Source organism: Holdemania sp. (genome assembly GCF_986127675.1).
In genome coordinates, this window is sequence record NZ_CFQZWI010000081.1 from 1 (window position 1) to 13,895 (window position 13,895).

Genomic DNA, 13,895 nt, shown 5'->3' on the forward strand with positions numbered 1-13,895 from the left:
GCGGGTCAGTCCCGCCTGCTGTAATTGTTGATCGGAAATGTTGAGAAGTAAGTTACTTTGTTTCATATTCAGGAGCCTCCTAATATTAATATTGCGGAAAATCAGGAAAAGCCCCTTAAAAGAATTGAAATTTGTAAAAATACTTTTTTGAGTTAATCTTTCTGAGCTTATTATAACTCAGTACCGTTTTATTTTCAATTTCATTTCTCTATTTTAATCACGAAAAAGAACGGATTTTCATCCGTTCCCGTTCTGAGTCTTGCTTACGTTTACCCTAAGATTAATTTTGTCAGATCCGTCGGTTCAACAATTTCGCCGTCTTTGTAAACGCGCATATTCCCTGACGCAATTTCATCAATTAAGATAACTTCGCCGTTATAATAACCGAATTCAAACTTGATGTCGTACAGATCAAGACCTTTTTCCGCCAGCGTGTCTTTGACAATACCGGAAATCTTCTGCGTCATCGCCTTCATCTGTGCATACTGATCCAGCGTCATGACCCCAATCGCTTCCAGACCATCCGGCGTGATCAGCGGATCGCCCAGATCATCATCTTTTAATGTCGTTTCAACATAAGCGTTCAGCGGTGTGCCGCTTTCCATATAGGCGCCATAACGACGGATGAAGCTTCCGACCGCACGGTAACGGCAGATGACTTCCAGACCTTTGCCGAACACCTTCGCCGGCAGCACTTCCATTGTCGCATTGTCGATATCCGCACTGACATAATGTGTTTTCACATCTGCTTTTTTCAAAATTTCGAAGAAATAAACCGATACTTTCAGATTTTCGCGGCCAATGCCTTCAATCTGCAATCCAACGGTGTTGGCTCCCGGATCGAAGACGCCGTCGGTACCCGTGCAATCGTCCTTGAATTTCAGCTGGTAGTTGCCGTTGTCTAACGCGTAAACATCTTTTGTCTTTCCAGTGTAAACTTTATTCATGCCTTTTCCTCCATATAATGCAGAACTAGTTTAGCACAGTTATGACCATTCGGCACAAAAATTTACAGCAATCTGCCAGATTTTTCTTTCCTTTTTTATCGTTTTGGCACCGCGCAGTTAAAGAAAGCGATTTCCACATTTATACCAACCTTTTTCGTGTCTTTGTTCAGACTTTTTTGTGATGAAAGTCGGGATGGAACCTGGGATCACGGTAAAAGGCCGCCAACAGAAACACCGCCATCAAGATCCAGGCAATCGGTTCGGTATAACATACGCCCAGATACCCCAGAGTCGGCGTCAGCAGCAGCGTCGCCAGGATCTTCACGACCATCTCGATACAGCTGGAAAAGATCGGCGCCTGACTTTTTCCCAATCCCTGCAGCGCGTTGCGGTAGATAAACAAAACCGACAAAGCATAGAAGAAAAACACGTTGATTTTAAAATACTGCCGGGCGGTGGCGATGACCTGAATCTCCTTCGCGTCCACCACCAGCGCCAGGATCAAGTCGATCCCCCAGAAGGAAATCAGGATGCAGAACGTCGACCACACAAAGCTGATCGCCGTGCAGCAGTGCAGCCCTTTGCGGATCCGGTCGAGCTTCCCGGCCCCCAGATTCTGTGAAACATAGGTTGTTGCGGTAACGCCGATGCTGATCAGCGGCTGCATGAACATTTCGATCACCTTGCGGGAAGCAGTATGTCCGGCGATGATCACCGACCCCAGCTTGTTGACGGCGCTTTGCAGAATGACCGAGCCGATCGAAACGATCGAATTCATCAAACCCATGGAGATTCCCAACGACAGCTGCGCTTTCAGCATCTCTCTATCCCAGCGGAAATCCTCTTTTCCCGGAATCAGAAAGCTCGTCTTTTCTTTAATATACAGGACGCAGAGCACAACGGACAGCGCCTGGGAAATCAACGTCGCAATCGCCGCGCCGCCGACGCCCATCCGCAAGGTCTTTAAAAACACATAGTCCAGCACAATGTTGGTCAGTGAAGCCAGAATCAGAAAATACAGCGGTGTCCGGCTGTCGCCGTAGGAACGTAAGATACTGGCGGCCATGTTGTACATCATCGTGATGATCAGCCCGCCGTAAATAATAAAGATATACTCAACTGACATTCCCATGATTTCTTCCGGCGTCCCCAACAGCTTCAGTATCGGAATGCCTGTCATAAGCGCAGCGATCGTAATGCCGAGAACAAAGATCAACCCCAGCATCAGCGTGCCCGCTACCGCTTTTCTGACTTTACCCATGTCTCCAGCGCCGACATACTGCGCGATCGGAATCGCAAAGCCCTGCGCCAAACCGATATTCAAGCCCAAAACCAGACCGGAAACCGAAGCCGTAGCGCCCATTGCCGCCAAAGCGTCCACCCCCAGAATCCTGCCGACCATCATCGTATCGGCCATATTATAAAATTGCTGGAAGACATTGCCTAACAAAACCGGCATCGCAAACATCAGGATCAGTTTCAGAGGACTGCCTTCCGTCATTCGATTATGCATTCTTTTCCCCCTTCCGATTTACAAAATCCAGAACATTATAGCCTACCTGATCTGCGCCCACAAGCTTTTTCTGAGCATCGCTTAAACATAATTAATTTGAATTGAGTATCCTGCGGCGCAAAATGAAAACTGCCGGATTTTCGGCAGCTCCTGTGAAGTCATACGACATCGCTTTTCCGTTTCGATCAGGCTGTTCAGTCAAATCCCATTCGTTTTTCACTGAACACTCTGTCACTTTTTAATGCAGAATCCAATACAACAGCGCAATCAATAAAATCGCTAATTTAAACATTCATCATCACCTTTCTGTTAGTTTGTGTCATTTTCACTTAAGAATACGGAAAAAGAAGTCGATTCCAGGCTTCTCTTTAGTCTATTCCATTCATTAGAATTCGGTTCGTGAACTCGTCCTGCATGGCCGGGCGGGATTCCTCATTCAGACAGCTGCCAAAACAGCCGCCCTCTCTCTATCCATAAAATAACGGAAAAAAGCGCCGCTGTCAACGCGAAAGCTTCTTTTTATTTGCCGCCTTTTCAGCATCGTTGTTTTGAAAATTGAAGTTTCAAAGATTCAGAAAGGACTTTGTTTCGTCTTCATACTTATTACTTTTTCAGGGATAAGTAAGCGACGCTTGAGCGTTATGTTATCGCCTGAGTTACAACAATACAAACGAAACTTATTAATGAAATAAAAAAAGATTATATTAATCTGGCTTTTACCCTATACTGCCCGTCATAACCTGCGGCGTTTTTTCATTTTATCGAAATTGTGAATATCCATGAACGGCACAAAATCGGATAGTCCTTTGCCTCAACCGCTTTTACGCAGGTTCTTCCGGATTTCTGCCGGATCTTTTTCCATGTTCATTTACTGCGTCATCCCATCATCAGGCAAAGGACGCTGGCGATGTCAGGTGTTTCCGTCAGGCTGCAGAGTCAGCGGCAAAATCACAACTGTTTCATTTCCAAAAAGCCTCGTTCTTCGTCTGCCTTCCTTATCATTTAAATTATTGTTCGTTGTGATCACTGAATTACTTCAATCCAGAGGCTGATTATTGCACCTCCGATCCCTTCCCGCGCGTAAATCGAATACTGAAAATCACCCAATGCCCATTCCGCCAGATTGATCAATCCATTGCAGCCATGGAGCGTAACTTCCAGTTCTTTCAAATTCAATGTTGAATTCTCAGGGTAAACATTGTAATCACCGCTGACCGCTTCATCCGCTCTGGCCTTGCGGAAAACTGCGGATTCTGTTTTCACTTCGATCATCTGTTCCGGAATTACGCGGATCACAGGCATGGGATCATCCAGCTTCGGCAGTGTCAGATCAAAGCCTGCTTGTTCAGCAGCTTCTTCCATTGTGGCACACTCAATAAACGGATTAACAAGCTGGGTTGTTCCCTGATCAGAAAACTGTTTCTCCTGTCCAGTCACTTCCTTTGAGGTTTCCTTTGTCTGGCAACTTCCCAGTATCAGAATCGTCGCCAAACTGAGCATTCCTCTTATTCTTCTCATTGTTGATTTCTTACCTTTCTATTCCATATAGAATTAAATACAGATTATATCTGCCGCACAGGTCCCAGCGATTCCGGCAAGGTTTGCGTCATCCGCCGGATTCCCTTCCATTCCAGAAGAAGCAAAAGCAGAATGACCAGCGTCGTCAACCAGAAAATCCCAGCAATCCCGATCAGCAGCGGTCCCTTCCCTTTCAGTACCGCGCCGGTGATGACCAACGATATCAGAAGTGATCAGATAAAATCGAAATCGGCTGAAAACGTTCTTGAAGCAGGACTGTGCCCATTCATTACGGGTCATGACATTACCTTCTTTGTCTTCATTATCGCATACTTTCCTTGAATTTCACCCTGAAATCAAATTTTAAAAAGCCCATAATTGAACGGAATCGAAAAAGCAATGTCCTGCAATCTAAAACAGCGACCAGAAATTAAGTTTCTGATCGCTGCGAAATTCAACTTTCAAACTGACTGTTAAACAGCTTGGCATAGAAACCGCGCGCCTGAAGCAGTTCATCGTGCGTTCCGGATTCGATGATATCGCCGTCCTTCAGCACCAGAATCACATCGGCATTTTTGATCGTCGACAGCCGGTGCGCGATGACAAAGCACGTGCGTCCCTTCATCAGCTCCAGCATCGCGTCCTGAATCGCCATTTCCGTGCGGGAATCGACGTTGGAGGTGGCTTCGTCCAGAATCAACATCCGCGCGTTGGACAACATCGCCCGGGCAATCGTCAACAGCTGCTTCTGGCCCTTGGAAATATTCACGCCGTCATCGGTCAGCACGGTTTGATAGCCCTGCGGCAGCGTTTCCACAAAGTCGTGGATATGCGCCTTCTTACAGACCGCGATCACTTCCTCCAGCGTCGCGTCTTCGCGGGCATACGCAACGTTTTCCTCAATCGTGCCCTGGAACAGCCAGGTATCCTGCAGCACCATTGTAAACGCCTTGCGCAGACTGTCGCGGGTCAGATTGCGGATCGGATAGCCGTCGACCGAGATCACGCCTTCATTGACGTCGTAGAAACGCATCAGCAGATTGATAATCGTCGTCTTGCCCGCGCCGGTCGGACCGACGATCGCAACCAGCTGGCCCGGGTCGGCATGCAGCCGCAAATCATGGATAATTTCTTTTTCCGGTGTGTATCCGAATTTGACATGATCAATATCGACCATCCCCTTCGTGTCGATCAGAACCTTGGCGTCCGGAGCATCCGGAATTTCCGACGGCTCGTCCAGCAGCCGGAACACCCGCTCCGCCGCAGCCGCCGCGGTCTGCAGCTCTGTGATGATGTTGGCGGTTTCATTGATCGGACCAGAGAACTTCCGCGAATACATGACAAACGAGGAAATGTTGCCGATCGTGATCTTGCCCAGAAGAAACAGAATCGCGCCGAACATACTGATTAAGGAAAGCGAGAGGTTGTTGACGAAGTTGACGGAAGGACCCATGATGCTTCCTTCATAGTCCGCGGTGTAGTACGCCTGGCTGGCGTCCTCATTGCGGCTGTCATACTTCGTGATGATCGTATCTTCCTGACCATACGCCTTGATCGTCTTGTTGCCTGACAACATTTCTTCCGTAAAACCGTTCAGCTCACCCAGCTTGCGGGAACGCCGGCGGAACAGCGGCTTGACTTTAATCATCCGATAGCGTGCAAACACCAGCGTGATCGGGACGGTGATGACAAAGACCAGCACCAATATTGGCGCGATGGACAACATCATCAACAACGATCCGACAACCGTGATCACCCCGGTGACCAGCTGCAGAATATCGCTGGACAGCGAGGTGTTGATTGTGTCGATGTCATAGGAAATTTTGGATACGATATCGCCGGTCTGGTTGCGGTCAAAATAACTGACCGGCAGCTCCAGCAGATGCTCAAACACCTGCCTGCGCATCCGGTGCGTGATCTTCTTTGATACCTGCAGCAGAATAATCTGCAGGATGTAGGTCAGCACGCTGGATATAACATAGAAAAGGATCATCAGAACGCAGTAATAGAGAACCTTGTCAAAATTAACTTGTCTTGGACCGCCGATTGCGTCGATCGCGACGCCTGTCAGCTTCGGACCGTACAATGCGAGCACGTTGGCGACGATCGTCGTCACACATGCCAGTAAAAGCAGAAACTGAGATTCCTTTAAATATCCGATCAACCGTCGGATTGTCGCTTTTCTATTCAAGCAGCGCACCTCCCATCTGGCTGTCGCTGATCGACGAATAAATCTCACTGGTCTGCATCAGCTCGTCATGTGTTCCGCGGGCCACGATTTTTCCCTGATCCAGCACGAGAATCTCATCCGCGTGCATGATGCTGGAAACCCGCTGGGCAACGATCACCTTGGCCGTATCGGCAAAGTGCGTATTGATTGCCTTGCGCAGCCGGGCGTCGGTTTCATAATCCAGCGCCGAGCTGGAATCGTCCAACAGCAGAATCTTCGGATTGTTGACAAACGCGCGGGATAAGAATATCCGCTGGCGCTGGCCGCCGGAAAGGTTGGTGCCTTTGGAGTTCAGCTTATAATCAAATTCATCCGTCAGACTCTTGATAAATGGCCGAGCCTGAGCAATCTGCGTCGCTTCATCCAGCAGCTCGTCGTCGATCGGCCGGCCGAAAGCGATGTTTTCGCGCACGGAATCCTGAAAGATGAAATCGTTCTGCATGACGATGCCGTATTCCTTCCGCAGATCCTTCGGATCATAGCTGCGGATATCGCGGCCGTGAATCCGGATCGTGCCGCTGTCTGCGTCGTAAAAGCGCATCAGCAGCTGCAGAATCGTCGACTTGCCGGAACCGGTTGCGCCGATAATCCCCAGCGTCTGGCCTTTTTTTAATTCAAACGTGATGTCCTCGACGTTATCCTTCACGCCCAGATAGGAGAAATTGACATGATCAAATTCAACGATCTTGTCATTGAGCGGAGAATCGTCGGCGATGATTTCCATTTCATCATGAGCCTGCAGCACTTCCTCAATCCGGTTTGCGCTGGCGATGCCCTTGGAGACCATGACGAAGATTCGGCTGATCGACATCATCGCGTTGGTAATGATCGTAAAGTAATTGGTGAAGGCGATGATCTTGCCGGTTTCACTTAGTCCCCCGTTGACCCGCCATGCACCGACGAGAATAACGCCGACCAGTCCAAGGTTCATAAACAGGTTCATCAGCGGATTGATCGCGGCCATCCGGGTATTGGCTTTGAGTTCTTCGTTCGCCAGTCCCATATTGACTGTTTCATAACGCTTTTTTTCATGATCCGCTTTGGACAGTGCCTTGATCACGCGAATGCCCTGGGCGTTTTCCCGCACGACGGAAATCATCCGGTCCTGTGCCCGCTGAACCTTGGTAAACATCGGAATACCCTTGGTCGCTTTGGAGTAAACCAAAAGTGTGATAAACGGCAGCGTCGCCAGCATCACCAGCGCCAGCACCGGCTCCATTATCAGCGTGATCACAATTCCCCCGATCAGCAGGATCGGCGCGCGGACGCCCATTCGCTGAATCATGCCGATCATCCGATGGACATTGTAGGTGTCGCTGGTCAGACGGCTTTCCAGCGATGGAATCGTAAATTCATCCCCCTTGCGGCACGACAGTCGGATCGTTTTTTCAAACAGATCATGCCGGATGTGAATCGTGGCGTCCCGGGCTACGCGCGAGGCAAGCCGATTGGCCTTAATGTCAAAAATCCAGCCCGCGATGGACACGGCGATCATGATCAGACCGTAAACTACAATCCGCTGAATGTCCTTCGTCGGCACGATCGTATCAATCACATACGCCAACAGATACGGCAGAAGCAAAACCGCCAGCGCCCCCAGCGTCTTCATCAAAAAGCTGATCGACATCTCTTTCAGCAGCGGTTTCAAGTATTTCTTCAAGAGTTCCATAACAGATTCCCATTCCCCCTCCGCATACTTAGTTTCCTTTATCAACAGTTAGCAAGCTAAGCTTTTCTCTATCATTATACCAGTCCGTGATCAACTTTCCAGTTCAAAAATAGCATTCATTACAAGAAAAAGATAGAAATGCAAAGAGAAGAATTAATTTTACTGATATATCTCACTCTGCTCTTACCAGAGAGTCCTTGATTATCGTTATTTTGTCCGCAATATCTCAATGCGGTCTCACCTGTAAAATTTTATTCTGACCTCGTTCAATATCAGTTTCTATCTTTGCGATCTCTATCTTCCTTCTTATTTCTTTCCAAATCTGTTCTCACGGGCTGATCAATAAAAAAGTTTATAAGATATTAATCCTATAAACCAGAACGTTTTTCGTAAAATTTTCTACCTGATTATAAACACTGTCGATAAATATCAATAATATTTTCTTTCGTCAATCTACGATAACCGTTCAGACATCCCTCCTCCGCACATAACTTTTCTGCCATTTCATCAAAATGTTCACTGCCTATTTTTAAATCACGCAGGCAAGAAGGCAAACCCATTTTCTGATAAAACAAATTTTCCAACTGTTGAATTATTTCGTCGGCCATCGCCTCACTAGTCAGTTCGGGATTAAGCAGGAAGGCATGCAAACCTAATTTTCGAAATAAAGGAAGACTTCGTGCGTCTTTAATATATTTCAGCCATCGTGGCATTATAATCGCCAATGTAATGCCATGGGTAAGATCATAATAAGCGGATAACTGATGTCCTAACGGGTGCATGCTCCAATTATGAGGCCGATCAAAAGCTACAAAGCCATTGATCGCCCAGACTGCAGTCCACATCATATTAGCTCGCGCTTCATAATTCACAGGTTCTTCCACTGCTGAAGGTCCGCAAACCAACATTGTCCGAATTAAACCTTCCATAACTGAATCAACCATCAGCAAACCTTCCTGCGGTGTGAAATACTCCTCAAAAATATGTGCAATGATATCAGCAACGCCACAGGCTGTTTGCCTCCGCGAAACGGTATACGTCAATTTCGGATCCATGAAAGCAGCCACTGGATAAAGTTCCTGGCCAGCAAGTACCCGCTTTTCTTTGGTTTCCTCATTCGTGATCACAGCTCCGCTGTCCATTTCGGATCCTGTCGCGCTGATGGTAGAAACTGCAATGATTGGGAGGCAGTGTTCCTGCGGTTGTTTTCCTGAAATGATATCCCAGCAATCGCCATCATAACAGGCCGCGGTTCCTATCGCTTTTGCGCTGTCTATGACGGATCCGCCTCCGATCGCGATCAACACTTCAATCTGTTTCTCCCTGCATCGTTGCGCTCCTCGGTTAATATCCGTATGCCGCGGATTCGGCCGGACTTCTCTGAATTCGATAACCTCGGCTGAAACCTTGTCTAACTGTTTGATAATTCTATCATACAATCCACTTGTTTTTACATGCTCTCCATCGTAAATGATCATTACTTTTTGACCATAGCGTTTCACGAGTGTCGATAACTGATCAATCTGATCCCCGAAGAACACTTTCGTTGGAATGTCGTATACAAATGAAAATTCCATAACTCCTCCTTAAATTTCTCAAAATCAAAAATTTCGTTTAATAAAAAACACATAAATTGTCAATAGTTTTTCAGTATGCTTCAAAACGCTTTTTACAGTTTATCAATCAATTATACGTCGTTGAACATCATTCTTTTAACCTTAAGAAGGCTCCGGGATGATCAATCTTTATTCCTTTTGATAAATTCGATCAATTTCTGATAACTATCAATCCGCTTTACCTCTTTCATCCAGGCCTCTGATGTAAATATTCGGATTAACTTTTCTAATATTCGGATAAACGCTTTTTGATCTTTTCTAGAAATACTCAGTAAAAAGACAATATTCACTTTATTAGTCCCCCATGCAATGGGATGTTTCAGTAAACCGACAGAAATTGCCGTCTGCAGAGAATTGGAATCAAAGGTATGCGGCACTGCGATATTCAGGTAAGAAGTCGGAGATCGGCTTTCCCGCTCGATAACCCGTTCCTTGAAATCACTCTGTTCTAAGCCATCCGCTACGATAGGCTGACATAATTGAGCAATAAGGTTGTAGCAATCCGTGATGCGTTCTTCAAAATATACGAAATGATTTTCTTTAAATAAGTTAAACAACGAGATTGCAACACCGTTTTCCTTTTCAGCAATGGTTTCCACGACTGCTTTTTGAATTCGTGTTTCATCATCAACGTTAACAAACATGGAAATCTGGACATAATTAGAAAACCGACGTTTCGTTTTCAATGTCGAAATTACAAGATCCACACGTTCTTCACAAACTTCCGTTTCATTGGAATAAACCTCAATATTCTTGATGTTCAGAAAAAACAGATTCTTAATTTTATTCGCAATCACTTCACTGGAATGGTTATAATCCAGAATGATCAACGCTACATTAATTTTTTCCCTTTCTTTTTTCTCAAAAGCCAAACCGATATGAATCACCAAATAGGAAATTTCGTGTTCATTTAGATCCAACTGCGGCCATTTTTCATTGATAATCTGAGCGGTAATGACTGCCAATTCATAGATTACCGGAGAACCGTTGCGGATTGTCTCTACCAAAGGATTTTTCAAACGTCGTTTATCATTTGCCAGCAATTGCTCCAGATGTAATGTCAATCCGGAAATAAAGACATCATCCTGAACGTTTACAAAATATTTTTTATACAAGAGAGCGGTTAGGTCAACCACAAAATTATAGATATCCTGATCTAAAGCCTGCTGCGCGGATGTTTTAAAACGATAATCGTTCATCGGCCGCGAGTATAACGAAACGATTGCGCTGAAGGATTCTCTCTCATTTTTCTCGACAAAGATTCTTTCTTCTTTTTCCAACCGGTCTAAAATATCCAGGGTTGCCTTATATTTGCAGGTATCCTGACAATGTTGACCATGACGGCTCGCAGACTGAATGTGAAGACGTTCAAATAGGATACAGAAATGCAGAATCATGCTGATAAGACCGTAATCATTAGCGGAAAGACCGTTTTTTGCTAATTCTTCAACCAATATTTTTCGCAATCCGAGCACGTCATAGGCAGGAAACATTTCTCTGAGAACGTCGTAGCTCATAAAGCCTTCGTTCGCTTCTTCATAAAGAATGCTCGACATCAGTTTGCGGTAATGGATTTCATTGCTGACAGCCCGAATCTGATCGCCGCTAATCTGCAGTTCAATCTGATACGACAACAATTTTTTCTTAATTGCGATCAGGTCCGCCTGCATCGTTGAATCGCTGATACACAGTTCTTCCGCTAATGCGTAGATATCAACACCGCCACCGCAAAGAATCAATCTTTTAATAATTGTGTTGCGCCGACTTTCAACGCTGAATTCCAAACTCTCTGATTTATTCTCGATGAATCTGCGGGCAGTTTCTTCATCATTAATCCGATACCCGTAATTCGATGAATCAATCAATTTCGCAACTTGATTAAATTCTTTTATACGGCTTCTTAATGTTCTGATAGAAATGTTGAGAAAACTCGAAAGCTCATCCGAAGTAACCCATGTTTTCCGGTTCAGAAGGTATTCCAGCAATTCTCTTTCTTGTTTTCTCAACATCATTCTATTCACCTACAATCATTAAATAGCATTTTCGGTCGCGAGGTCGGTTAAAATCCCAGTCGACAAAGTAAATTGAACCCCAGGGACCGGTTAATATTTCGCCATTATGAATAACGAACACTTCACTTGCGCCCAGCATCGACCCTTTTAAATGCGCCGGGCCGTTTAACAGGAGTTCCGGATGCCGGACATAGGTATCATCGCCATCCGCCTGTGCAAAGGCCATATGTTTTGGTCCCGGATAACGATATTCCAGATTCAGTGCCGTTTGACACGGGAATATTTTATTAAGACCCACATTGAGATCCGCCTGCAGATATTCATCCCCATTTTCATCAAAATCATGGACCATTTCCTCAAAGATGACAGAACAGGTAGTATGAGGCGACTGTACGGCCAAGATTCCCTCTGTAATTCCGCTGCCACAAACAAATTGAACAACGGCATCTTTGATATTAAAATAAGTAATCTTCTTTCCTTCCGTCTGAAAATGAAGCTCTTTAAATACAGTCGTCATGCGCGCCATCTCGGGAAATCGGCCAATGCCCGTTTAAAACCGTCAAGCATATCCAGAATTACAGCCTGTGGATTCTCCGCCGCAAAGATTCCGGAACTGCCACCCGCACATTGCGCGCCGTTTTTTATCGCATTGTAGACATCCTCACCATTCTTAGTTCCTGCGCCGATGCAGATGATAATCTCTTCGCTGATTGCCTGAATTGTCCGAACGACTTCCTGCATATATTCCGGGCTTGCCGTTCGACCTGTTCCGATCAAAGACGTTGGCTCGCAAACCAAGCAATTTGGTTTTAACGTCGCCAGCATTTGTGCTTCCTCGGCGCTGTCGCAGCAAATATCAACAAGCAGCCCGAGTTCCTTCGCCCGATAGACGGCTTTAACCAGCTGTCCAACGGTCATCGGTCTTTCAGCATGATTTAACGTTACACCATGAACGCCGATCGCTTTTAACGCATCAGGAAGTACTAATCCATTCCCGCGGCCCGGTGTAATTCCGTCCATTCCCTGCGCGTAGATCAGCATAGAATTTGTTTCTCTGCATACCCGTGCAAGATCAACATATGGCGCTGAAAAAGTGAAGATCAATTCGGGGTTTTCTTTAGCGAGCTGGTCGGTGAAATGCGCTATTTCCAGTAATTCATCGCCAAATTTATAATTCTTACAATTGAGACCAAAGATGAGTTTATTCAGTTTCTTCACCTTAACCTTCCTTTCTGCCGAATACACTGTAATAATGCCGCAGTGTTTCCTTCATGCCTTTCGCTGAAGCGGAAGTCAATTCAATTAAATCTTCAGTTGAAGCCCGCTTCATCGCCTCAACGCCGCCTCGTACCAAATCCGTAAACAAATTAATTTTAGCAATGCCCAACTCTGAACAAAATTTCAGATTGACATCGCCGGTGCCGGAACCTCCATGCAGCACCAGAGGGATCTTGACTGCGGCGTTCAATTCACGCAACCGTTCAAAATTCAATTTTGGGGTTCCTCGATAACAGCCGTGCGCGGTGCCGATTGATACGGCCAGAGAATCTACACCGGTCTGTTCGGCGAAGTTAACCGCGGATTCAACTTCCGTATAAATTGAATCAGTATGCTCATGACTTTCATAATTCGCACCGCTGCCAACATGGCCAATCTCAGCTTCCACGGTCACATTTCGCGCATGAGCATATGCGATAATTTCCTTTGTCATTCTGACATTGTCTTCAAACGTTTTGGCCGAGGCGTCAATCATCACCGACGTAAAGCCGGCATCAATACAATCTTTGACAAAATCAGTAGAAAATCCATGATCAAGATGCAGTACTGTCTGAACTTTGGTTTTTTCAGCATAATAACGTCCCATCCAAGCCGCTTCTTCAATCGTCAGGATATCGCGGAAAGCTTCGCTATAAGCAACAATAATCGGTTGGTTCAGAAGCTCTGCTGTTTGAATATAAGCTTTGAGTGAAGTCTGATTAAAGAAGTCCGGAGAAGGAATGGCATACCCACCCCTTCTCGCTTCCTGCAGCAATGTTTTAGAATTGACCAGCATATCTATTTCTCCGTATAAGAAGAAGCATCTGCATCAATAAACTCTGTAGTTGTCAAATTCGTTTGCTTCTTCAGCCATTCCCGATTCCAGAAAATTAAACTTAGAATGACAACGACCAGGACAACTGCACCGATTATATGAAGATTAGCCAAGATATGTGGAATAAATGTAAAAAGATTGACAGTCATCGCTGAAATGCCCGTTGCTCCTTCCGGTATTGAAATTGCCCCAGACAAAGCGAACTGCGTGATGTATGGAGCAAAATAAGAACTAATCAGCAACACCAGAGACAAATTGTCAAGGACTTTTTAATCAAATTCACAAAAAATCTACAAAA

Annotated in this window: 11 protein-coding genes; all 11 read right to left on the minus strand. The window is 45.7% G+C overall.

Annotation, left to right across the window (positions count from 1 at the left end):
* Positions 1–269 precede the first annotated feature (269 nt).
* A complete protein-coding gene (locus tag AC5OW4_RS11520) occupies positions 270–947 on the minus strand; it encodes a phosphoribosylaminoimidazolesuccinocarboxamide synthase (RefSeq protein ID WP_308560272.1) in 678 nt (225 codons plus the stop codon).
* A 166-nt stretch (positions 948–1,113) separates the two neighbouring features.
* Entirely contained in the window at positions 1,114–2,460 is a 1,347-nt protein-coding gene (locus AC5OW4_RS11525; RefSeq protein WP_308560271.1) for an MATE family efflux transporter, read from the minus strand.
* Positions 2,461–3,483: 1,023 nt separating this feature from the next.
* Positions 3,484–3,951, minus strand: coding sequence for a hypothetical protein (locus tag AC5OW4_RS11530; RefSeq protein ID WP_493676984.1), 468 nt, complete (start codon positions 3,949–3,951; stop codon positions 3,484–3,486).
* A gap of 60 nt (positions 3,952–4,011) precedes the next feature.
* Positions 4,012–4,278 (minus strand): hypothetical protein, encoded by a 267-nt coding sequence (locus tag AC5OW4_RS11535; protein WP_308560269.1) that lies wholly within the window; start codon positions 4,276–4,278, stop codon positions 4,012–4,014.
* 154 nt (positions 4,279–4,432) lie between these two features.
* Positions 4,433–6,169: an ABC transporter ATP-binding protein gene (locus tag AC5OW4_RS11540; RefSeq protein WP_493676985.1), complete on the minus strand. Its 1,737-nt coding sequence runs from the start codon at positions 6,167–6,169 to the stop codon at positions 4,433–4,435.
* A complete protein-coding gene (locus AC5OW4_RS11545) occupies positions 6,162–7,877 on the minus strand; it encodes an ABC transporter ATP-binding protein (RefSeq protein ID WP_072685212.1) in 1,716 nt (571 codons plus the stop codon). Before AC5OW4_RS11545 ends, AC5OW4_RS11540 begins: the two co-directional genes overlap by 8 nt.
* 407 nt (positions 7,878–8,284) lie before the next feature.
* Complete coding sequence (locus AC5OW4_RS11550; RefSeq protein WP_493676987.1) at positions 8,285–9,454, minus strand: iron-containing alcohol dehydrogenase; 1,170 nt, start codon at positions 9,452–9,454, stop codon at positions 8,285–8,287.
* A 161-nt stretch (positions 9,455–9,615) separates the two neighbouring features.
* A complete protein-coding gene (locus AC5OW4_RS11555; RefSeq protein ID WP_493676989.1) occupies positions 9,616–11,502 on the minus strand; it encodes a BglG family transcription antiterminator in 1,887 nt (628 codons plus the stop codon).
* A 4-nt stretch (positions 11,503–11,506) separates the two neighbouring features.
* Positions 11,507–12,022: a YjbQ family protein gene (locus AC5OW4_RS11560; RefSeq protein WP_493676990.1), complete on the minus strand. Its 516-nt coding sequence runs from the start codon at positions 12,020–12,022 to the stop codon at positions 11,507–11,509.
* Complete coding sequence (locus AC5OW4_RS11565; RefSeq protein ID WP_493676991.1) at positions 12,019–12,723, minus strand: triose-phosphate isomerase; 705 nt, start codon at positions 12,721–12,723, stop codon at positions 12,019–12,021. The genes AC5OW4_RS11560 and AC5OW4_RS11565 overlap by 4 nt, the downstream gene beginning before the upstream one ends.
* A gap of 1 nt (position 12,724) precedes the next feature.
* Positions 12,725–13,558, minus strand: a complete 834-nt coding sequence (locus AC5OW4_RS11570) for a class II fructose-bisphosphate aldolase (RefSeq protein WP_493676992.1) — start codon at positions 13,556–13,558, stop codon at positions 12,725–12,727.
* Positions 13,559–13,895 lie beyond the last annotated feature (337 nt).

Excerpts from the sequence above, each read along its gene's own strand:
- AC5OW4_RS11520 (WP_308560272.1), bottom strand. The coding sequence starts at position 947 with ATGAATAAAGTTTACACTGGAAAGACAAAAGATGTTTACGCGTTAGAC.
- AC5OW4_RS11525 (WP_308560271.1), bottom strand. The coding sequence starts at position 2,460 with ATGCATAATCGAATGACGGAAGGCAGTCCTCTGAAACTGATCCTGATG.
- AC5OW4_RS11535 (WP_308560269.1), bottom strand. The coding sequence starts at position 4,278 with ATGACCCGTAATGAATGGGCACAGTCCTGCTTCAAGAACGTTTTCAGC.
- AC5OW4_RS11545 (WP_072685212.1), bottom strand. The coding sequence starts at position 7,877 with ATGGAACTCTTGAAGAAATACTTGAAACCGCTGCTGAAAGAGATGTCG.
- AC5OW4_RS11550 (WP_493676987.1), bottom strand. The coding sequence starts at position 9,454 with ATGGAATTTTCATTTGTATACGACATTCCAACGAAAGTGTTCTTCGGG.
- AC5OW4_RS11555 (WP_493676989.1), bottom strand. The coding sequence starts at position 11,502 with ATGTTGAGAAAACAAGAAAGAGAATTGCTGGAATACCTTCTGAACCGG.
- AC5OW4_RS11560 (WP_493676990.1), bottom strand. The coding sequence starts at position 12,022 with ATGACGACTGTATTTAAAGAGCTTCATTTTCAGACGGAAGGAAAGAAG.
- AC5OW4_RS11570 (WP_493676992.1), bottom strand. The coding sequence starts at position 13,558 with ATGCTGGTCAATTCTAAAACATTGCTGCAGGAAGCGAGAAGGGGTGGG.